This window comes from Nonomuraea sp. NPDC050790, assembly GCF_044456745.1.
Lineage (GTDB): Bacteria > Actinomycetota > Actinomycetes > Streptosporangiales > Streptosporangiaceae > Nonomuraea.
In genome coordinates, this window is record NZ_JBITGF010000004.1 from 775,088 (window position 1) to 794,825 (window position 19,738).

Annotated in this window: 20 protein-coding genes and 1 pseudogene; 14 read left to right on the forward strand and 7 right to left on the reverse strand. The window is 72.2% G+C overall.

Annotation, left to right across the window (positions count from 1 at the left end; all coding sequences use genetic code 11):
* Nucleotides 1-48 precede the first annotated feature (48 nt).
* The 10 genes and pseudogenes from ACIBEJ_RS23965 (at nucleotide 49) to ACIBEJ_RS24010 (ending at nucleotide 10,299) form a co-directional block, all read left to right on the forward strand.
* Nucleotides 49-447, forward strand: coding sequence for a hypothetical protein (locus tag ACIBEJ_RS23965; protein WP_397185006.1), 399 nt, complete (start codon nucleotides 49-51; stop codon nucleotides 445-447).
* Nucleotides 369-1,349, forward strand: a complete 981-nt coding sequence (locus ACIBEJ_RS23970; RefSeq protein WP_397185007.1) for a ferric reductase-like transmembrane domain-containing protein — start codon at nucleotides 369-371, stop codon at nucleotides 1,347-1,349. Before ACIBEJ_RS23965 ends, ACIBEJ_RS23970 begins: the two co-directional genes overlap by 79 nt.
* Before the next feature lie 9 nt (nucleotides 1,350-1,358).
* Nucleotides 1,359-1,751, forward strand: coding sequence for an FMN-binding protein (locus tag ACIBEJ_RS23975; protein WP_397185008.1), 393 nt, complete (start codon nucleotides 1,359-1,361; stop codon nucleotides 1,749-1,751).
* Nucleotides 1,748-2,479, forward strand: a complete 732-nt coding sequence (locus ACIBEJ_RS23980) for an FAD:protein FMN transferase (RefSeq protein WP_397185009.1) — start codon at nucleotides 1,748-1,750, stop codon at nucleotides 2,477-2,479. Before ACIBEJ_RS23975 ends, ACIBEJ_RS23980 begins: the two co-directional genes overlap by 4 nt.
* Nucleotides 2,480-2,583: 104 nt before the next feature.
* On the forward strand, nucleotides 2,584-3,264 hold the full coding sequence (locus ACIBEJ_RS23985) for an alpha/beta fold hydrolase (protein ID WP_397185010.1): 681 nt from the start codon (nucleotides 2,584-2,586) through the stop codon (nucleotides 3,262-3,264).
* Between the two features lie 29 nt (nucleotides 3,265-3,293).
* Complete coding sequence (locus ACIBEJ_RS23990) at nucleotides 3,294-4,097, forward strand: alpha/beta fold hydrolase (protein ID WP_397185011.1); 804 nt, start codon at nucleotides 3,294-3,296, stop codon at nucleotides 4,095-4,097.
* Between the two features lie 215 nt (nucleotides 4,098-4,312).
* Nucleotides 4,313-4,690: pseudogene (locus tag ACIBEJ_RS23995) on the forward strand (alpha/beta fold hydrolase); the annotation flags it as partial.
* Nucleotides 4,691-4,731: 41 nt separating this feature from the next.
* Nucleotides 4,732-7,425 (forward strand): ATP-binding protein, encoded by a 2,694-nt coding sequence (locus ACIBEJ_RS24000; protein ID WP_397185012.1) that lies wholly within the window; start codon nucleotides 4,732-4,734, stop codon nucleotides 7,423-7,425.
* Between the two features lie 10 nt (nucleotides 7,426-7,435).
* Nucleotides 7,436-8,122 (forward strand): alpha/beta fold hydrolase, encoded by a 687-nt coding sequence (locus ACIBEJ_RS24005; protein WP_397185013.1) that lies wholly within the window; start codon nucleotides 7,436-7,438, stop codon nucleotides 8,120-8,122.
* A complete protein-coding gene (locus ACIBEJ_RS24010; RefSeq protein WP_397185014.1) occupies nucleotides 8,122-10,299 on the forward strand; it encodes an ATP-binding protein in 2,178 nt (725 codons plus the stop codon). The genes ACIBEJ_RS24005 and ACIBEJ_RS24010 overlap by 1 nt, the downstream gene beginning before the upstream one ends.
* Here the strand turns inward: ACIBEJ_RS24010 and ACIBEJ_RS24015 are convergent.
* Together ACIBEJ_RS24015 and ACIBEJ_RS24020 are read right to left on the reverse strand one after the other, a co-directional pair.
* A complete protein-coding gene (locus ACIBEJ_RS24015) occupies nucleotides 10,287-11,588 on the reverse strand; it encodes an amidohydrolase family protein (RefSeq protein WP_397185015.1) in 1,302 nt (433 codons plus the stop codon). The two genes, ACIBEJ_RS24010 and ACIBEJ_RS24015, sit on opposite strands and share 13 nt — an antisense overlap.
* Before the next feature lie 16 nt (nucleotides 11,589-11,604).
* On the reverse strand, nucleotides 11,605-12,771 hold the full coding sequence (locus ACIBEJ_RS24020) for a trans-sulfuration enzyme family protein (protein ID WP_397185016.1): 1,167 nt from the start codon (nucleotides 12,769-12,771) through the stop codon (nucleotides 11,605-11,607).
* 143 nt (nucleotides 12,772-12,914) lie between these two features.
* On the opposite strand from ACIBEJ_RS24020, the gene ACIBEJ_RS24025 reads away from it, so the two are divergent.
* Complete coding sequence (locus ACIBEJ_RS24025; RefSeq protein WP_397185017.1) at nucleotides 12,915-13,349, forward strand: Lrp/AsnC family transcriptional regulator; 435 nt, start codon at nucleotides 12,915-12,917, stop codon at nucleotides 13,347-13,349.
* A 161-nt stretch (nucleotides 13,350-13,510) separates the two neighbouring features.
* Here ACIBEJ_RS24025 and ACIBEJ_RS24030 read toward each other — a convergent pair whose 3' ends face one another.
* A complete protein-coding gene (locus tag ACIBEJ_RS24030; protein ID WP_397185018.1) occupies nucleotides 13,511-13,861 on the reverse strand; it encodes a winged helix-turn-helix transcriptional regulator in 351 nt (116 codons plus the stop codon).
* A 64-nt stretch (nucleotides 13,862-13,925) separates the two neighbouring features.
* Here ACIBEJ_RS24030 and ACIBEJ_RS24035 point away from each other — a divergent pair, with 64 nt between their 5' ends.
* From ACIBEJ_RS24035 to ACIBEJ_RS24045, 3 genes are read left to right on the forward strand one after another with little or no spacing between them, the layout of a single operon-like run.
* Nucleotides 13,926-14,813 (forward strand): LLM class flavin-dependent oxidoreductase, encoded by an 888-nt coding sequence (locus ACIBEJ_RS24035; RefSeq protein WP_397185019.1) that lies wholly within the window; start codon nucleotides 13,926-13,928, stop codon nucleotides 14,811-14,813.
* Nucleotides 14,810-15,394, forward strand: coding sequence for an FAD-binding oxidoreductase (locus ACIBEJ_RS24040; RefSeq protein ID WP_397185020.1), 585 nt, complete (start codon nucleotides 14,810-14,812; stop codon nucleotides 15,392-15,394). The genes ACIBEJ_RS24035 and ACIBEJ_RS24040 overlap by 4 nt, the downstream gene beginning before the upstream one ends.
* The gene (locus ACIBEJ_RS24045) at nucleotides 15,391-15,582 is read left to right on the forward strand and encodes a hypothetical protein (protein ID WP_397185021.1); all 192 of its coding nucleotides are present in this window, start codon (nucleotides 15,391-15,393) and stop codon (nucleotides 15,580-15,582) included. The genes ACIBEJ_RS24040 and ACIBEJ_RS24045 overlap by 4 nt, the downstream gene beginning before the upstream one ends.
* A 130-nt stretch (nucleotides 15,583-15,712) precedes the next feature.
* Here the strand turns inward: ACIBEJ_RS24045 and ACIBEJ_RS24050 are convergent, their stop codons facing one another.
* Genes ACIBEJ_RS24050 through ACIBEJ_RS24065 form a run of 4 tightly spaced genes read right to left on the reverse strand, consistent with a single transcriptional unit; the run spans nucleotide 15,713 to nucleotide 19,669 of the window.
* A complete protein-coding gene (locus ACIBEJ_RS24050) occupies nucleotides 15,713-16,756 on the reverse strand; it encodes an ABC transporter ATP-binding protein (RefSeq protein ID WP_397185022.1) in 1,044 nt (347 codons plus the stop codon).
* Nucleotides 16,756-17,565, reverse strand: a complete 810-nt coding sequence (locus ACIBEJ_RS24055) for a carbohydrate ABC transporter permease (protein WP_397185023.1) — start codon at nucleotides 17,563-17,565, stop codon at nucleotides 16,756-16,758. The genes ACIBEJ_RS24050 and ACIBEJ_RS24055 overlap by 1 nt, the downstream gene beginning before the upstream one ends.
* Entirely contained in the window at nucleotides 17,559-18,422 is an 864-nt protein-coding gene (locus ACIBEJ_RS24060; protein ID WP_397185024.1) for a carbohydrate ABC transporter permease, read from the reverse strand. The genes ACIBEJ_RS24055 and ACIBEJ_RS24060 overlap by 7 nt, the downstream gene beginning before the upstream one ends.
* Entirely contained in the window at nucleotides 18,419-19,669 is a 1,251-nt protein-coding gene (locus ACIBEJ_RS24065; protein ID WP_397185025.1) for an ABC transporter substrate-binding protein, read from the reverse strand. The genes ACIBEJ_RS24060 and ACIBEJ_RS24065 overlap by 4 nt, the downstream gene beginning before the upstream one ends.
* Nucleotides 19,670-19,738 lie beyond the last annotated feature (69 nt).

Below are 19,738 nucleotides of genomic sequence, written 5' to 3' on the forward strand. Positions count from 1 at the left end.
CTCAGATTCGGTTCAGGACCTCCTCCGAATCTCGACGCCATGGCAATCATGACGGACGGCGTTCGCGCCGTGACGGCCCGGCCGCGGCCGGTCCGATGGCGGGCAGGAGCGTTCTGGGCGGGGGCCGCCGCGGCGCTCGTGCCCTGGCTGACGGGCTCGGGAGCCGAGCTTCTCGACGACCCGATCACCGGGATCGGCCGCCTCGCCGGCATGGTGTCCGGCTACCTGATCGCGGTCCAGTTGCTCCTCATGAGCGGGCGCGAGCGGCACAGCTCCACCTGGCACCGGTGGATCGGCGGCACGGTGTTCGCCTTCCTGGTGGCGCACATGGTCTTCATCACCTTCGGCTACGCCGCCGGTGGCGGGTCGTGGAGCAGACCTGGAGCTTCATCAGGAGCTACCCCTGGTTGCTGGCCGCGTACGTGGCCTTCGGGCTGTTCACCATGATCGGCCTGACCTCGATCCGCGCGGTCAAGGGGCGGCTGCGCTACGAGACCTGGTACCACCTCCACCTGTACGCCTACCTGGCCGCCGCGCTGGCCTTCGCCCACCAGATCACCGCGGGCGCCGACCTGACCGGCCCGGCGGGCTGGTTCTGGATCGCTTTGTACGGCACGGCCCTGGCGACGGCCGTCTGGGGACGGCTGCTGCGCCCGCTGCGCCTGACGCTGAGGCACGGCTTCCGGGTCGGCCGCGTGGTCCAGGAGGCGCCTGGGGTGTCCTCCATCCACATCGTGGGCCGCCGCCTGCGCGGCCTGAACGCCAGGCCCGGCCAGTTCTTCCGCTTCCGCTTCCTGACCGGCGGCGGCTGGTGGCAGGCACACCCGTTCTCCCTGTCGGCGGCCCCCTCGGCCGACGGCCTGCGCGTCACGGTCAAGGCGCTCGGCGACCACACCCGCGACCTGCAGACGCTGCCGGCCGGCACCAGAGTGATCATGGAGGGCCCGTACGGCGACTTCACCGCCGGCTCCCGGGTCAACGACAAGGTCGTGCTGGTGGCCGCGGGCATCGGCATCACCCCGATCCGCGCCCTGCTGGAGGACCTTCCGCCGGGCGAGGCCAGGGCCGTGGTCATCTACCGGGCCCGCACCGAGCACGAGATCGTCTTCGCCCGCGAGCTGGAAGAACTCGCCTACACCCGCGGCGCCCGCCTCGTCTACCTGCTGGGCGACGACCGCGACCCGCACGCCCGCGAGGCGCTGACCCCGCGGGGGCTGCGCGGGCTCGTCCCCGACATCACCGACAGGGACGCCTTCGTGTGCGGGCCGCCCGGCCTGGTGCGGCACCTGCGCGGCGTGCTGGGCACGCTCGGCGTCCGCAACGTCCACCTCGACCCGTTCGAACTCTAGGAGCCTGCGATGAAGCGCACCATCCTCGCCCTCGTGACCACGGTCGCCGTGGTCGTCTACCTCCTGACCTACAAGACCGTCCCGCTCACCTCGGCCACCCCGGCGGCCGCCGCGCCGCCGGGCTCGACCGGCGAGACGATCACCGGGGACACCGTCCAGGTGGAGGACCACGGGCCGCTCGTGGTCACCCTGTACGTCGAGGGCGGGAAGGTCGTCAGGGCGGCAGCCGTACAGGAGTCCACGTCGGCGCGGTCGAGGGAGATCAGCGAGCGGGCGCTCCCTCGCCTCGACGCCGAGGCGCTGACCGTGGAGAGCGACGGCTTCGACGCCGTCAGCGGCGCCACCCTCACCAGCGAGGCGTACGAGACCTCGTTGCAGAGCGCGCTGGACCGGCTCGCGTGAGCAAGCGCGTGGAGCACGTCATGGGTATGCCCGTCTGCGTGGAGATCCGCACGCCGCTCCCGGAACGGGAGCTCGTCGGGCTGCTGGACGCCTCCTTCGCCTGGCTGCGGCGGGTGGACGAGACCTTCAGCACCTACCGGCAGGACAGCCAGATCAGCCGCCTGGCGCGCGGCGAGCGCCGCACGCCCGGCCCCGACGTGGAGGAGGTCCTCGCCCGCTGCGCCGAGCTGCGCGAGGAGACGGGCGGCTACTTCTCCGCGCGGGCGGGCGGCACGCTCGACCCCTCCGGCTACGTCAAGGGCTGGGCGGTGGAACGGCTGTCGCGCGCCCTGACCTCGGCCGGCGCCCTCAGCCACTGCGTCAACGCCGGCGGCGACATCCGGGTACGCGGCTCCGCCGCCCCGGGCCGCCCGTGGCGCATCGGCATCAGGCACCCGCGCGCGGACTCCGTCTGCAAGATCCTCTTCGCCCACGACCTGGGGGTGGCCACCTCCGGCGCCTACGAGAGAGGCACGCACATCCTCGACCCCCACACCGGCCGGCCGGCGCACGGCCTGGCCTCGGTCACCGTGACCGGCCCCGACCTGGCCCTGGCCGACGCCTACGCCACCGCGATCTTCGCCGCCGGCCGCCCCGCCTTCCCCCTGCCCGCGGGCTACGAGCTCCTGCTCATCGACGAGACGGGCGCCGCCACCAGCACCGCGGGACTGTCGGCCCGTGCCGCGTGAGCGTACTTCTGCGTGCTGTTCTGCATGGTCGGTGATCTTCCAGGTCACTTGAATGAGGGGCGTCGGACAGGCGCAGGGCCTGTTCCTCCAGGTCAGGAGTGACCATGACGACCATCGGAAACGTCGTGCTCGTGCACGGCGGCTTCGTGGACGGTTCCGGCTGGCAGGGCGTCCACGACGACCTGACCAGGGACGGCTTCCGCGTCCACATCGTGCAGAACCCGACCCTGTCCCTCGAAGGCGACGTCGCCGCGACCCGCCAGATCCTCGACGGGCTCGACGGCCCCGCCGTCCTGGTGGGTCACTCCTACGGCGGCGTCGTGATCAGCGAGGCGGGCACGCACCCCAACGTCGCGGCCCTGGCGTACATCGCGGCCTTCGCCCCCGATAAGGGCGAGTCGGTCAACTCGCTCATCGCCGACCCGCCGCCCGGCGCGCCCGTGCCGCCGATCCTGCCTCCGGTCAACGGCTTCCTGTTCCTGGACCGGGAGAAGTTCCACGCCTCCTTCGCCGCCGACCTGCCCGAGCGCGAGGCCGCCTTCATGGCCGACTCCCAGGTCCCGTGGGGCGTGGACGCGCTGACCGGGACGGTCACCGAACCGGCGTGGCGCGGCAGGCCGAGCTGGTACCTGCTGGCCACCGAGGACCGCATGATCCCGCCGCCCGCGCAGCGCGCCATGGCCGAGCGGGCCGGCGCGACGGTCGTCGAGGTCATCGGCAGCCACGCCGTCTACGTCTCGCAGCCGGCCGCGGTGGCCGGGCTGATCCGCCAGGCCGCCGCCTGACCACCGAAGAAGAGCTCCCGGAGTACGTGATGAACCGTTCCCTGCCCCGCCGCGGCGTGCTCGCCGCCTCCGCCGGAGTCCTGGCAGCCGCGCTGCTGTCGGCTCCGCCCGCCTCCGCCGCCGAGTCCTCCCGTGACAAGCCGACGGTCGTGCTGGTCCACGGCGGCTTCGCCGACGCCTCCAACTGGAACGCCGTGATCGCCCGGCTGCAGGAGAAGGGCTATCCGGTCATCGCGCCGGCCAACCCGCTGCGGGGGCTGCCGGTCGACGCGCCGTACATCGCCAGCGTGCTGAAGTCGATCGAGGGGCCGATCGTGCTGGTCGGCCACTCGTACGGCGGAGCCGTGATCACCAACGCGGCGGCCGGCGCGGACAACGTCAAGGCGCTGGTCTACATCGCGGCGTTCGTCCCCGACGAGGGCGAGCAGCTCGGCGTCCTGATCAACAAGTATCCGGGAACCGAGATCCCCGCCGCCGTGAAGGAGGTCCCGTATCCGGGCGGCGTCGACCTGTACCTCAGGCCGGACAAGTTCCGCGCCGCGTTCGCCGCCGACCTCCCGGTGTCGACCACGCGCCTCATGCAGGCCGGGCAGCGCCCGTTCGCCGCGTCCTCCTTCACCGACAAGACCACCGGCGCCGCCTGGCGTACCATCCCGTCCTGGGGTCTGGTGGCCACCGAGGACAAGGCGATCCCGCCCGCGCTGGAGCGCTTCTTCTACAAGCGCGCCAAGTCCAAGGTCTACGAGGCGAAGGGCGCCTCGCACGTGCCGATGATCAGCCAGCCGGGCCTGGTGACCCGCGTCATCCAGGACGCCGCCCGCGCCGTGGACTGACCCCGCGGGGTCTGGGGGAGCGCAGATGAGCATCACGACCGACCCGCTGCTGCCGGGCACCCACACCGTCAGCGTCCAGGGAGTCCGGCAGCGCTACCACGTCGCGGGCGCCGGTCCGGTGTGCGTCGTCCACTCGGGCGGTCCGGGCATCGGCTGGGAGTACCTGCGGATGCCGGAGCTGGAGACCGATCTGACGATGGTCTACCGGCCTTGCGCCCCGCCACCTGGAGGCGTTCCAGCGGGCGGCCGCGGCCACCGACGACGAGACCTGCACGCGGGGGCTGCGCGAGGTGCTGCCCGCCTACTTCGCCGGCCCGCCCCCCGAGGGGTTTCCCGAGGTCCGGGCCTCCGCCGACCCGATGCGGGCGGGCGAGCCGCCCTTCGACGTACGTGACCGGCTGGCCGAGATCACCACTCGCACCCTGGTCATCAGCGGCGCCCACGACTTCATCTGCGGCCCGCACTGGGGCCGGATGCTGCACGAGGGCATCGCGGGGTCGAGCTTCGTGCTCCTGGAGCACAGCGGGCACATGGGACACGCCGAGGAGCCCGCCGTGTTCGCCGCCGCGGTCAGGAGCTTCGCCCGCGCCTGACCCAGGCTGAAACCCGGCGGAAGCGGGCGTAAAGTCAGCTCGTGACGGACCACGGCCTGCTGATCGGCCGCGACGAGGACCTGGCCCGGCTGAGCGCGTTCGCCGGCCGCGGCGGCGCCTTCGTGATCCTGGGCGAGGCGGGGGTCGGCAAGTCCGTGCTCCTGGAGGCCGCCGCGGCACGGGCCGAGACGGCCGGGCAGCGGGTGCTGCGCGCCTCCGGCTCGCAGTTCGAGGGCGAGGTGAGCTACGCCGGGCTCCACCAGGTACTCCACCCGCTCCTCGACGACCTGCCGGCGCTGAGCCCCGCGCACGCGCGGGCGCTCACCGTCGCCCTGGGGCTCGGCGAGGGCGCCGCGCCCGGCCGGCTCCTGGTGGCCAACGCCGCCCTGACGCTCCTGCGCCAGGCCGGCCCCCTGCTGGTGGTCGTGGACGACATCTCCTGGCTCGACCGGGCCAGCGCCGTCGTCCTCAACTTCGTGGCGCGCCGCCTCGCCGGCAGCGGGGCCGGTCTGCTGGCGGCCTCCCGCTCAGGCGAGGAGAGCTTCTTCGAGTACGGCGGGCTGCCCGGCTACGAGCTGCAGCCACTCGACGAGAAAGACGCGACGACCCTGCTGAAGACGCACTTCCCGGCGCTGGCCCCCCGGGTCCGCCAGCGGCTGCTGGCCGACGCCCAGGGCAACCCGCTGGCGCTGCTGGAGCTGCCGGTGGCGCTCGGCAACGTGCAGGGCGCGCTGCCGCCGGTCCTGCCGCTCAGCGGGCGCCTCCAGGCGGTGTTCGCGGCGCGGATCAGGAACCTTCCCGAGGCCACCTACCTCACGCTGCTGCTGGCCGTACTCGATGGGACGGGAGACCTGAGCGTCCTCGACATCGAGGCGCTGGCGCCGGCCGAGCAGGCGCGGCTGATCCGGGTCGAGAAGGACCGGCTGCACTTCCGCCACCCGCTGATCGGCTCGGCGGTGATGGAGATGTCCACCGGCGAGCAACGCCACCACGCGCACCGGCTGCTCGCCGAGCGCCTGGCCGGCCAGCCGGAACGACGGGCCTGGCACCTGGCCGAGGCCGCCACGGGCCCGGACGAGCGGGTCGCCGCCCTCCTGCAGTCCGTCGCCCACGCCAACCTCCGGCGCGGGGAGAGCGTGCACGCCATCACCCTGCTCCTGCGCGCGGCCGACCTGAGCCCCGGCGACCTCGAACGCGCCGGCCGCCTGGGCGAGGCCGCCTACCTCGGCGCGATCGTCAACGGCGACCTGCACGACGCGCCGCCCCTGCTGGAGCGGGCCCGCCGCGCCGACCGGCGGGGCGAGTCGCTGGCCGCCGCGGTCGGCGGCTCCTACCACCTGCTCAACGGCGAGGGCGACGTGGACAGCGCCCACCGCCTGATGGCCGGCGCGATCGAGATGCTCGGCGACCCCGGCGACGCCCGCGACAAGCCGCTCATCGAGGGGCTCTACACCCTGCTCATGATCTGCTTCTTCGGCGGGCGGGCCGAGCTCTGGGGCCCGTTCCACACCGCGATCGGCCGCCTCAGGCCGGGACCTCCCGAGCTGCTGGACATCCTCGCCCACACCTTCTCCGATCCCGCCCGCCTGGCCCCTGCCGTCCTCGACCGGCTGGACGCGGCCATCGCCGGCATCCACCACGAGATCATCCCGGCCCGGATCATCCGCATCGCCATCGCCGCCGCCTTCGTCGACCGGCTGAGCCTCTGCAGGGAAGGACTGTGGCGGGTCATCCGCCACGGCCGCGACGGCGGCGCCGTCACCTCGGCGATCGAGGCGCTGTTCACGGTGGGCAACGACTCCTTCCTCGTCGGGCAGTACGAGGAGCTGCAGGAGGTCGTCGACGAGGGCCTGGCCCTGTGCGAGCAGCACGGCTACCGGCTGCTGTCCTGGCCGGGCGTCTACCTGCGGGCGCTGGTGGCCGCCGTGCGCGGGGACGCGGAGATCGCCACCGACCTGGCCGGCCAGACCGCCCGCTGGGCGACCCCGCGCCGGGCGCGGGCGGTCCAGAACTACGCCTGGCACATCAACTCGCTGGTGGCGATGGGCAGGGGCGACTTCGCCGCGGCGTACCGGCAGATCGCCCAGATCAGCCCGGCCGGCGAGCTGGCCTCGCACGTGCCGCTCGCGCTGTGGGTGATCACCGACCTGGTCGAGTCCGCCTGGAGGAGCGGCAGGCACGCGGAGGCCGCCGCGCACGCCGCCGCCGTCCAGAGCGTGGCCGTCATCTCGCCGCGGCTGGCGATGGTCGCCGGCGCCGGCGCCGCCCTGGTCACGGAGGGCGCGGGCTACCGCCCTCGGTTCGAGGCCGCGCTCAGCGCGCCCGGCGCGGAACGCTGGCCGTTCGAGCGCGCCCGATGGCAGCTCCTGTACGGCGAGCGCCTGCGCCGCGACAAGGCCACCACCGAGGCCCGCGCCCAGCTCACCGCGGCCCACGACACCTTCCGCAGCCTCGGCGCCCGCCCGTGGATGGCCAGGGCGAGCGCGGAACTGCGCGCGACGGGCCTGTCCACCGGCCACGGCGGTGCCGAGCTCACCCCCCAGCAGTGGGAGATCGCCATGCTCGCCGCCGGGGGGCTGACCAACAAACAGATCGCCGAGCGGCTGTCGCTGTCGCCGCGGACCGTCGCCAACCACCTCTACCAGCTCTTCCCGAAGCTCGGGGTCGGCTCGCGGGCCGCGCTGCGCGACGCGCTGAGTCAGATGACTCAATCCAAGTTCGACCCGGAAATCTAGGGTGAGCGGCATGACCACTCCACGCATCGTTCTGGTCCACGGCGGCTTCGTGGACGGCTCCGGCTGGCAGGGCGTCCACGCCCTGCTGAAGAACGACGGCTACGACGTCGCCGTCGTGCAGAACCCCACGATCTCCCTGGACGGCGACGCCGCCGCGACCCGGCGGGTCATCGACGCCGGGGAGGGACCGGTCGTCCTGGTGGGCCACTCCTACGGCGGTGTGGTGATCAGCGAGGCGGGTACCCACGCCGACGTCGCCGCCCTCGTCTACATCGCGGCGTTCGCCCCCGACAAGGGCGAGTCGGTCAACTCGCTCATCGCCGACCCGCCGCCGGGCGCTCCGGTGCCGCCGATCCTGCCGCCCGTGGACGGCTTCCTGTACCTGGACCGGGAGAGGTTCCACGCCGCCTTCGCCGCCGACCTGCCCGCCGGACAGGCCGCGTTCATGGCCGACTCGCAGGTCCCGTGGGGCGTGGGCGCGCTGAGCGGGGCCGTCGCCGAGCCCGCGTGGCGGGTCAAGCCGAGCTGGTACCTGGTCGCGGCCGACGACCGGATGATCCCGCCGCCCGCGCAGCGCGCCATGGCCGAGCGGGCCGGGTCCACGGTGAGCGAGACCTCCGGCAGCCACGCCGTCTACGTCTCCGACCCGGCCGCCGTGGCCGCCGTCATCGTCCAGGCCGCGGCAGCCGTACGGTAATGCCGGCGAGCTTCGCTGACCTCCTGCGCGGACACCGGCGGGCGGCGCGGCTGACCCTCGAACAGCTCGCCGAGCTGTCGGGGGTCAGCGCCAGGACGCTGTCGGACATGGAGCGCGGACGCAGCACGGGACCCCAGCACCGGACCGTCACCGCCCTGGCGAACGCGCTGGCCCTCGGTGACGACGACCGCAGACGGCTTCTCGAACAGGCCAGGGAAGGCCGGCTGCGCGATCACTGGATGCGGCCGACCGGCCTGTGCGAGCTGCCCCGGTCGGTGGACGACTTCACCGGCCGCACCGCCGAGCTGGCCTGGACGCAGGACTTCGTCCAGGCGGGCGCCGGGGGCGTGGCCCTCATCACGGGACCGGCCGGGCTGGGCAAGACGACGCTGGCCGTACGCGCCGCGCACGCGCTGCGGCCGAGCTTCCCCGACGGGGTGTTCTTCGTCGACCTGTTCGGCATGTCGCCGCAGCCGCTCGCGGCCGGCGACGCCCTGACGCAGTTGCTGCGCGCGCTCGGCACGCCGGAACGCCAGGTCCCCGCCGACGGGGCGGACCGGGCGTCGCTGTACCGGTCGCTGCTGCGCGGGCGCAAGGCGCTGGTCGTCGTCGACAACGCCGCGTCGGAGGAGCAGGTACGCCCGCTGTTGCCCGGCAGCGGCGGCGGCCACGCCCTGGTGACCAGCAGGCGGTTGCTGACCGGGCTGGAGAGCGTGCACCGGCTCAGCCTCGGCCCGCTGCCGCCGGCCCAGGCCACGCGGTTGCTGACCGGGATCCTCGGCGACCGCTCCGGCGACGCGGCGATCACCGAGCTGGCCGAGCTCTGCGGCGGACTCCCGCTGGCCCTGCGCATCGTCGGGAACCGGCTGGCCAGCCGGCCGGGCTGGCAGGCCGCCGACCTCGTCGCCCGGCTGGCCAACGAGGAACGCCGCCTCGACCAGCTCAGGGCCGGTGACCTCAAGGTCGCCCAGGCGTTCGCGATGTCGTACGAGCAGCTCGCGGAAACCGCCCGGCGGGTCTTCCGCCGGCTCGCGCTCGTGACCGGCCGCGACTTCGACGCCGCGCTGGCCGCGGTCCTCGGCGCGATCCCCGCCGAGGACGCCTGGGACGCCCTCGACGAACTGGTCGACCTCGGCCTGCTGCAGGACGGCGCCGCGGGCCGCTACCGCTTCCACGACCTGGTACGCCTGTTCGCCCGCGAGCGGCTGGTCGAGGAGGAGTTGAAGGCCGACCGCGAGGCGATGACCGAGCGGCTGGCGGCGTGGCTGCTGCGGATGGCCATCGACTCCGGCCGCTGGTTCGACCCGAGCGGCCCGCCCGCCTGCGCCCAGAACGGCCCGCCCTCGGCCGAGGAGGCCGCCCACTGGCTGCGCGTGGACTCCGGCAACTGGCTGGGCGCCCTGCGGTACGCGGCGGGCCGGGCCGACCACGCCGTCGTCCTCGACTGCGCCTGGCACCTGCGCTGGTACGCCGGACGCTGGATGCACTGGCCGCACTGGCGGGAGGTCTTCACGCTCGGCGCGGGGGCGGCCGCCGCCCTGGGCGAGCCGGCCGGCCTGCTCCGCTACCTGGCCGTCTTCCACCAGGTGCCGCCCGCCGCGTCGGAGGACATGCTGCGGAGCGCCACGGAGATCCTGGACAGCGGCGCCGCGGGGGAGGAGGCGTGGGGACACCTGTTCGTCGGCCGTGCCCTGCTCCAGCTCGGCCGGCTCGACGAGGCCGTCGAGGCGGTGTCCAGGGCCGCCAAGCTCTTCAAGGCCGGCGGCGACGTCGAGGCGTACTGCCAGTGCCTCGGCATGGCCGGTGAGGGCCTGCGCCTCGCGGGACGGTACGAGGAGGCGCTGGCCCGCTACCGCGAGATGGCGGACCTGGCGTTCTCCGAGGTGGACCCGGGCATCGCGGCGCTCACCCAGCCGAACGCCCTGGCCGGCGCCGGGCTGTGCCTGCGCCTGCTCGGGCGCGGGGCCGAGGCGATCGCCGCGTTCACCGAGGCCGTCACCCTCTTCGAACGGCTGCCGCGTTCCGGCTCGCTCGCCCGCTGCCTGGAGAACCTCGCCGCCGTCCTGGCCGAAGAGGGGCACCCGGTGGCGAGCCGGCGGGCGTACGCGTACGCGGGCGAGGTGTTCGAGGCGGTCGGCGAGGCGGAGGCGAGCCTTCACTGCCGTCAGCGGTCCTGATCGCCACGCGGGCGCCAGGTGCCGTCGAGCGGGACGCCGGCGGCCTTCGCGATCCGGTCGCGTGACTCCAGCAGCCGGGTCCGCAGCGCCGCCAGGTCCACGTCCACGAGCACGCCGTCGCGCTTGACCACGCGACCGGCGACGAGGACGGTGTCCACCAGCCCGGGGTGCCCGGCGCTGACGACGGTGGCGACCGGGTCGGTGACCGGGAAGACGGTCAGGTCGTCGGCGCGCAGCAGGATGAGGTCGGCGTCCTTGCCGGGCGTGAGGCTGCCCGCGCGCTCGCCGAGCCCGCAGGACCTCGCGGCGTCAACGGTGGTGAACTCCAGCAGGTCCCGCGAGCGCAGCCCGCCGTCCAGCCCCCGCTGTACGGCGAAGGCCGTCCGCATCGTCGAGAACATGTCGCCGGCCACCGAAGGGACGTCGTCCACGGACAGCGTCGGGCGCAGTCCCGCGGCCAGCGCCCGGCCGGTCATCGGCGACCCGAACCCCATCTTCAGCTCGACGTCCGGGCTGATCGACACCGAGGCGTCGGCGTCGGCGAGCATCCGCAGCTCCTCGTCGGTGATGCCGGTGGCGTGCACGTACGTGGTGGTGTCCCGCAGCAGGTTGTGCTCGCGCAGGTCGGCGATGGGGCGCCGGGTCCCGTCGGAGGCGATGTGCAGGCTGGTGCGCAGGCCGAGCTCGGCCGCCAGCTCCAGCTCGCGGGCGAGCATGGCCATGCCGGTGTCCTCGGGGCCGCGCAGGCCCACGGCCATGGTGACCAGGCCGTCGCCGGGCAGCTCGGCGCGTACGCGGCGCAGGTCGGCGTCCACGGGATCGGGGGTGCCCCACCCGGCGCCCAGGCAGAAGATCGACCGCCCCGGCGCGTCCCGCAGGGCGGCGACGGCGGCGTCCTCGTGCGCGTGGCTCCCGGCGACGTGGTACCAGTCCAGCATCGTGGTCACGCCCGAGTGCAGGGCCTCCAGGCGGCCGAGCAGGGTGCCCGCGTAGACGTCCTCGGGCTCGTAGTGGGGTTTGACCGTGCCGTGCATGGCCGCCGCCCACTCCGGGAACGTCCAGTCCGCGCCGGCTCCCCGGAACGCGGTCTGCCAGGAGTGGCGGTGGTTGTCGACGAAGCCGGGAAGGACGATCGTGCCGGTCGCGTCGATCACCTCGGCGTCCGGCGCGTCCACGCGCGCCGCCACCTCGACGATCACGCCGTCCTCGATCAGCACGTCGCCGCGGGCGAGGTCGCCCACCGCCGGGTCCATGCTGACCACGATGCCGCCGGTGATCAGGGTTCTCATCGGAAGACCTCCAAAGTCACAGTGATGCGTCCGCGGCGGCGAGCACGTCGGCGACCAGGTCGGCCGGGTCCTCCGTGCCCGCCGCCAGGCGGACCAGGCCCAGGGGGACCGAGGCGGCGATCTGTTCCTCGCTGAGCATGCCGCGCCACATGGACGCCGGATGCACGGCCAGCGACTCCACGCCGCCGAGGCTCGCCGAGCGGCGGGCGTAGCGCAGCCGGCCGAGGAAGGCGTCGGCCACCTCGAAACCGCCGCCGAACTCGATGCCGAGCACCCCGCCGAACCCGCTCATCTGCTCGGCGGCCAGCTTGTGCTGCGGGTGGGTGGCGAGGCCCGGATAGTGGACGCGCGCCACCGCAGGATGCTCGCTCAGCGCCCGCGCGAGCGCCAGGCCGTTGGCGTTGTGCCGCTCCACCCGCAGCGGCAGGGTACGCAGGCCGCGCAGCAGCAGCCACGCGTCGACCGGGCCGAGCGTGGCGCCGGTGAGCAGGCCGACGTCCCAGACCCGGTCCAGGAGGTCCGCCGGGCCGGCCAGCACGCCGGCCGAGACGTCCGAGTGGCCGTTGAGGTACTTGGTCGCGCTGTGCCAGACCAGGTCGACGCCGAGGTCGGCGGGCCGCTGGTTCAGGGGAGTGGCGAACGTGTTGTCCGCCATGGTCGGCACGTCGTGCGCGCGGGCCAGGCCGGCGACGGCGCGTACGTCGGTGATCTGCAGGAGCGGGTTGCTCGGCGACTCCACCAGGACCAGCCGGGTCCGCGGGGTCAGCGCCGCCGCGAACGCGTCAGTGTCGGTCTGGTCCACCACGGTCGTCGTCACGCCGAGGCGCGGCAGCAGGTTGAGCAGCACCGACGCCGTGCCGCCGTAGGTGGACCGCTGCCCGATGACGTGGTCACCCGCCGACACCAGGGCCAGCACGGCCGTGGTGAGCGCGGCCATCCCCGACGCGGTGACCATGGCCGCCTCGGTGTTCTCCAGTTCGGCGACGACGGCGGCGACCTGCGCGTGGTTCGGGTTGCCGTAGCGGGTGTAGAAGTCCTTGCCGCGCGGCGCGACGGCGGCCCGCGCGAACGCCTCCCCGTCCTCGGCCGCGAACGCCGCCGTCTGGAAGATGGGCGGCGCCACGGCGCGGCTGGGATGGACGCCGCGATCGGCGTGAACGGTGATGGTGCTCTTGCCCGGCATGGCCGCCCTCTCTGTGACTCCCGTCCAGCGTCGCCGACCACCGCCCCGATCTGCCCGATTCTCGGCAATATTGGCAGCAAATTGCGCGGCTGCTGGGGCACGTGATTGTGCTAGCCGGTTCGCTCGCGCAATAATCTGCTTCCGTGGACGAGATAGACCGGTCGATCCTGGCCGTGCTCGAACGGCACGGCCGCATCAGCAACAGCGACCTCGCCGCCCGGGTGGGGCTGTCGCCGTCACCCTGCCTGCGGCGTGTGCGCCAGTTGGAGGACGCCGGGATCATCCGCGGCTACCGGGCCGTGATCGACCCCGCCGCGATCGGCCGGGCGTTGCGGGTGTTCGCGGGCGTACGCCTGGTGCGGCACAGCCGCGCGGACGTGGTCGCGTTCGAACAGGGCGTCATCCGGCTGCCCGAGGTGGCCGCCTGCCACCACATCACCGGCAACTTCGACTACTTGCTGCAGGTGGAGGTGGCCGACCTGCCCGCCTACGAACACTTCCACGCCAACCAACTGGCCACCCTGCCCGGCGTGGCCACCGTCACCAGCTACGTCACCATGAAAACCCTCACCCCCTGAGGTGAACGACCCTCTCGACGGCACGCCCCCCGTCGCCGAGGTCGGCTGGACCCGCGTCTCGCACACACCCGGGCCCTCCGCCGGGCGCCCCCGATCCCGGGACTGCTCGACGCGACCCGCTTCCGGTCGTTCTGACATCTGATGGAGGACGCGTTCCGCCGCTATTGAGGAGCGTGGCCCGCGCGGCGGTAGCCCCAGTCGACCAGGGGTTGCAGGATGGACATCAGTTCCTCGCCGTCCGGGGAGAGGGCGTAGCGGATCTGGACCGGGTGGCTGGGGATCACGGTGCGGGTGATCAGGCCCTCCGCCTCCAGTTCCTTCAGGCGCTGGGCGAGCAGGCGGTCGGAGATGCCCGGCACGGACAGGCGGTACTCGCCGAAGCGCCGGGCTCCGCGCCGCCCGGCGAGCAGGATGGCGCTGGTCCAGCGGCGGCCGACGAGTTCGACGATGTCCTGGAAGCTGCGGCAGCTCGGCTCGTGGATGGTCAGGCTCTGCGGCGGTTCGACGGTCACTTACTAAAGATTAGCTGCTAACCTCGGCTTTGCCCAATGGCCCGATCGTGCGGAGCATTGAGGCATGACTGATTACGGGCACTCCCTCACCTTCGGGCTGAGTCTCGAACCGGATGCCGACCGGCTTGACGAGACCATGTGGCTGGCCCAGGCGGCCGAGCAAGGCGGGTTGGACCATCTGGCCGTCCAGGACCACGCCTACCAACCGGGGCACCTCGACGCCTGGACCCTCATCACCCACCTGGCCGCGCGGACGCGGCGCATCTCCTTCTTGACCGACGTGGCCGACCTGCAACTGCGCCCGCCCGCCATGCTGGCCAAGTCCGCGGCCTCCTTCGCGGTGATGAACCGGGGGCGGCTGGCGCTCGGGGTCGGCGGCGGCGCGTCGGCCGACGCCATCGCGGGCATGGGCGGCGGACGGCGGGCCGGCGCGGAGATGGTCGCCTATACGGAGCAGTCGCTCCAGGTGATGCGGGCCGCGCTGGCCGGTGGTGGGTTGCGGCTGCTCAGCGAGCAGCACACGATCGAGGGCTACGCCGCCGGTCCGGTGCCGGACGCTCCGGTCCCGCTGTGGCTGGGTGCCCAGGGGCCCAAGATGCTCGCCGTGACCGGCCGCGCGAGCGACGGCTGGATCTCTCCGCTCAACATCTACGTCCCGCCCGGCGAGGTCCCCGCCAAGCAGAAGATCATTGACGAGGCGGCCCTCGCGGCGGGACGCGACCCGGCCGCGATCCGGCGCGTCTACAACGTGATCGGCGTGATCGGCAACGCCCGCGGCGGTCCCGGCCTGGTAGGGGACGTGCGGCTGTGGACGGACACGCTCACCGAGTGGGTGCTCGGCCTGGGCTTCGACACGTTCGTCTTCTGGCCGGTCGCCGACCACAGGGTCCAGCTCGACGTCTTCGCCGCCGAGGTCGTGCCGGCCGTACGCGAGAGGGTGGGGCGGCGATGACGGCCAAGCTGAGCGCGGTCCCCGGCCTGCTCCAGGGCAGGATCGTGGTGCCGGGGGACGAGCGGTACCGGCTGCTGCGCTCCACGTACACGACCGTCGCCGCGCCCGCCGCCGTGCTGCTTCCCGCGAGCGCCGCCGAGGTGGTCGCCGCGCTGGGATACGCCCGCGAGCAGGACCTGCCCCTGTCGGTACGCAGCGGCGGCCACGGCCTGTCCGGGCGTTCCTCCAACGACGGAGGCGTGGTCATCGACCTGTCGGCGATGAACCGCGTCGAGGTCGTCGACCGGGCGGCGCGGCTCGTCCGGGTCGAGGCGGGCGCGCGCTGGGCCCAGGTCGCGCAGGCACTGGCCCCGCACGGCCTGGCGATCAGCTCGGGCGACCACGGCAACGTCGGCGTCGGCGGCCTGGCCACCGGCGGCGGCATCGGCTGGCTGGTGCGCCACTACGGGCTGACCGCCGACCGCATCCGCGCGGCCGAGGTGGTCCTGGCCGACGGCTCGCTCGTGCGGACCGACGCCGATCACGACCCCGACCTGCTGTGGGCGGTACGCGGCGCCGGTTCCGGGACGGCGCTCTGGTGACGGGGTCCAGGAGCCGCAGGCCCCACCAGGCATCGGGCGAGCGTGCTCTTGCCCGCCCCCCGACACTCCCAGAACAGCCAGGCACCGTCCCGCCCGGCGACTGGTTCGCCGAGAACCTCCAGCGCCTCCTCGACGGCCTGCTTCCCCGCACACCCGGCGGCGCCGCCCCCTCGGAGGATCTGGCCTGACGGGCCATGGTCAGAGCCTGGTGGGCGCACCCATCAGGACGACCCCCGGATGCCCGGCTCGCGGGGGTCTGGCGGTGGTTCTTATCCTTCGCGGGCGCGATCCTGGCCTGACGAACTTTCGGGCGGGGCTCTAGTCGTCTTGGCGCCGGCCTGTCTCCGGGGCGAACCAGGAGGCGCCCGTGAGGTCCAGGTCGACGCGGCACTCGCTGCCCGACGGGAAGGTCACGTCGCCCGGCATGCGGGCATAGAACAGTTCCTTGGTGTCCAGGGTGAAGGCGACCACCGTCTCCGCGCCCAGGTGCTCCACGACCACCACGTGCCCGCGCAGGCCGCCGGGCTCGCCGGAGATCGTGACCTTCTCCGCGCGCACGCCGAGCAGCCTGCCGTCGCGGGGGAACAGGTTCATGGGCGGGCTGCCGATGAAGCGGGCGACGAAGGTGTTCGCGGGCCGGTCGTAGATCTCCTTGGGCGTGCCGTACTGCTGGATGACGCCCTCGTTCATGACGATGATGCGCGTGCCCATCGTCATCGCCTCGACCTGGTCGTGCGTGACGTAGACGAAGCTCTTGCGGACCCGCTGGTAGAGCGCGCTGATCTCGGCGCGCATCTGCGTGCGCAGCTTGGCGTCGAGGTTCGACAGCGGCTCGTCGAGGAGATAGAGGGACGGCTCGCGCACCAGGGCGCGGGCGACCGCCACCCGCTGGCGCTGGCCGCCGGACAACGTCCTGGGCCGCCGGTCGAGTTGGTCGGTCAGTTCCATCATCGCCGCCACCTCCTCGACCTTCTCCTTGACCGAGGGGTCGCGCAGGAAGCGCCGTCGCATCAGCCGGTTGACGACGGGAAAGTGGTGATACCAGTGGAACCGGCTCATCAGCAGCGGGAAGGCGATGTTCGCCCGGACCGTCATGTGCGGGTAGAGGGCGTAGGACTGGAAGACGAAGGCGATGCGCCGCTCGCGCGGTTCGAGCCCGTTCACCCGCACCCCGTCGAACTCCAGCGACCCGCCGGTGATGTCGGTCAGCCCGGCGATCATGCGGAGCATGGTCGACTTCCCGCAGCCCGAGGGCCCCAGCAGGACGAGGAACTCCTCGTCGGGAACCTCCGCGTCGAAGTTCTTGATGACGCTGGTGTCACCGAAGCTCTTGGTGATCCCGTCGAAGCGAATCTTCGGCATTAACCCTTCACCGATCCTGACGTGAGCCCGCTGACGATCCTGCGCTGGACCAGCAGGAAGAAGACGATGGCCGGCACCGTGAAGATCAGGGCGGCGGTCATCACCGTGCCGAGCGGCGTGACGAATTCGCCGACGTAGGAGGCCAGGCCCTTGGAGGCGGGCCACTTCTCCTTGTCGACCATGAACGTGTTTGCGAACAGGAACTCGTTCCACCCGTCGAAGAACGTGATGACGGCCGCCGCCGCCACCGACGGCATCACCAGCGGCAGGACGATCTGGGGGAGCATCGCGTACTGCGGGCAGCCGTCCACCCGCGCCGACTCCTCGATCTCGATCGGGATCCTGTCCATCGCGCTCTTCATGATCCACACGGCGACCGGCATCGCGAAGGCCGTGTTGGCGAGGACGAGCCCGCCCAGGTCGTTCAGCAGCCCGACCACCAGGAAGATCGCGTACAGCGGCACCACGACCAGCGCCTCCGGCAGCATCTGCGTGGCGAACAGCGCGAAGCCGAACAGGCCCTTCCCGCGGAAGCGATAGCGAGAAAGGGCATAACCAGCCAGTACGGCCAGCACCAGGCTCAGCAACGTCGTGCCGAACGCGACGAACGCGCTGTTGGTCAGCCACCCGGCCATCGGACCGAGCGCGCCGAGATCCAGCCCGCCCGGATCGGGCACCAGCGGCGGCGAGGCGGAGAAGATCTCCTCGGTGGTACGCGTGGCCGTCGTGAGCATCCAGTAGAGCGGGAAGCCCGCGCCGATCACCAGCACCAGCACCGCGAGGACACGCAGGATCCTGCCGATCACCACGCCGCCTCCCTTCTGTCGAGCAGGAAGTGGGCCACCGTCACCAGCGTGGACAGCAGCAGCCCGACGGCACCGAGCGCCGCCGACAGTCCCAGGTCGGAGTTGAGGAACGACTCGCGGTAGACGCTGATCACGACCGTGTTCGTGGCCTCGACCGGACCGCCCTGGGTGAGCAGCCAGATGATGTCGAAGCGCCGCAGCGACCAGATCGTCATCAGCAGCGCGACGATCCGCAGCGTGGGCGTCAGGTACGGGTAGACGATGTCCCTGAAGGTGTTGACCGGGTCGGCGCCGTCCACCCTGGCCGACTCGTACAGCTCGTCCGGCACCGACTGCAGCGCGGCCAGCACGACGAGCATGACGAAGGGGAAGACCTTCCAGACGGAGGCCGTGGTGACCGCGGCCAGGGCCCAGGTCGTGTCGGTGAGCCAGCCTTGGGCGTCGAGGCCGAGCGCGCGCACGCCTCTGTTCAGCACGCCGCTGTCGTTGTTGTAGATCCACACGAAGATCAGGGCGACCGCGACGGTCGGCACCGCCCAGGGCATCGTGAGGACGGTACGCGCGGCCGTACGGCCGGGAAAGGAGCGGTTCAGCAGGACGGCGGCGAGCGTCCCGAGCAGGAGCGAGCCCGCGACGGTGGCCGCGGAGTAGACGAGCGTGACGAACAGCGAGTGGTAGAAGCCGGGCTCGCCGAACAGTTTCACGTAGTGCTCGAAGCCGATGAACACCCCGCCCGTCGGGTTGAGCAGCTTGGCGTCGGTGAAGCTCAGCCAGAGGCCGTTGAGCAGGGGCGCGGCGGTCAGCAGCACCAGGTAGACCGCCGCCCCCGCGATAAACAGGTACGGTAAGCGCCTGGTCACGCCAGTTTCTCCGCCTCCTGCTGGGCCCGCTTGAGCGCCGCCGCCGGATCCTCGTTCTGCACGAGCACCTTCTCGATCTCCTGCAGCACGATGCGCCTGATCTGCGGCGTCTTGGTCTCGAAGCCGTCGATCACCGCGTCGGCGGAGTTCGGCGCCTGCTTCCTGAACGTCTCGACCCACGGGTTCTCGGTCAGGAACGTCTGGGGCGGCTGCGCGTCGGTGCCGATGACGCTGGCGCCGAGCGCGGCGGCGGCCGACTCCTGCGCCTTGGCGGTGAAGAACCACTTCAGCCAGTCCTTGGCCAGCGCCTTATTCTTGCTGTTCTTGTTGACGCCGATGAAGAAGCTCGCGTGGCTGGAGCCCTGGCCGGGGAACGGCAGCCGCGACGCGCCCACCCCGGTCGCGCTCGGCACCGCCTGGTTGCCGCTGACCATGGTGAACAGCGCGGAGCTGTTGTCGATCATCATCCCGATCTTGCCCTCTTTGAACTTCGAGCGGAACGTGGAGGCGTCGTCGCCGACGGACATGGCGCCGCTGGCGTACATCTCCTTGTAGGCCGTGACCGCCGCGACGTTCTCGGGGGAGTCGATGGTCAGCTTGCCGCCGCGCGACCAGCCGCCGCCGAACCCGTAGGGCCAGTTCGAGAAGTCGATCCACCAGGGGACCTCTTCGTTGATCTGATGACGTACGGCGAAGCCCGGGTTGCCGGTCTTCTCCTTGACGGCCTTGGCCGCCGCGACCAGGCCGGGCATGTCGGCAGGCGGCTTCACGCCCGCCTTGTCCAGCAGGTCCTTGTTCCAGAACAGCGCGTAGTTGACGATCTCCCAGGCGTACGCGAGCTGCTCGCCCTTGTACTCGGCGGCCTTGTTGGTGATGTTGAGCCGGCCCTTGTCCTCTGCGGCGAGGACGTCGCCGACGGGTTCGAGCAGGCCGTTCTGGGCGAGTTCGGGGAAGAAGGTGTCGGGGATGACCAGGATGTCGGGTCCCCCGCGGGCGCCCATCTGCGTCTTGAGCGTGCTCTCGTAATCCTTGCGGGTGATCGCCTGCTGTTTCATCGTGACCTTGGGATTGGCCTGCTGGTAGCCGGTCACGGACTTCCAGAGTTGCTCGCCGCGGTTGGGTTCGAGCCATTGGAAGTTCGCGAAGACGAGCTCCCCGCCCTCGGCGGCCGACTTGCCCTCGCCCCCGCCGCCGCCGCAGGCCGACACGGTCATCACTACAGCTAGTAAGGCTGCGAGTTTGCGCATGGCCAAGTGTGCTCAGAACCTGTACAACGAATCAATATATTGGACAGAATTTCTGTACATGAGAGGCTG